We start from the raw sequence: 284 nt of genomic DNA on the forward strand, positions 1-284 counted from the left end.
AGGGTCATCCCGTGGAAGGCGTTGGTGAAGTTCACCATCGCCTCCTTGCCGGTGATCTTGCGGGCGAGCTTGAGGGCGGACTCCACGGCGTTGGCGCCGGTCGGGCCGGGGAACTGGACCTTGTAGTCCAGGTCGCGCGGGGCGAGGATCTTCTCCCGGAAGGTCTTGAGGAACTCGCCCTTGGCCGTGGTGTACATGTCCAGGCCGTGGGTGACCCCGTCCCGGGCCAGGTACTCCAGCAGCTTCTGCTTGAGCGGTTCGGGGTTGTGCCCGTAGTTCAGTGC

Annotated in this window: 1 pseudogene; it reads right to left on the bottom strand. The window is 65.5% G+C overall.

The features are described 5' to 3' along the window. A pseudogene (locus ACL02T_RS35070) lies at positions 1–284 on the bottom strand (diaminobutyrate--2-oxoglutarate transaminase); the annotation flags it as partial.

The organism is Pseudonocardia oceanicola, from assembly GCF_047200735.1.
Classification (GTDB): Bacteria; Actinomycetota; Actinomycetes; order Mycobacteriales; family Pseudonocardiaceae; genus Pseudonocardia.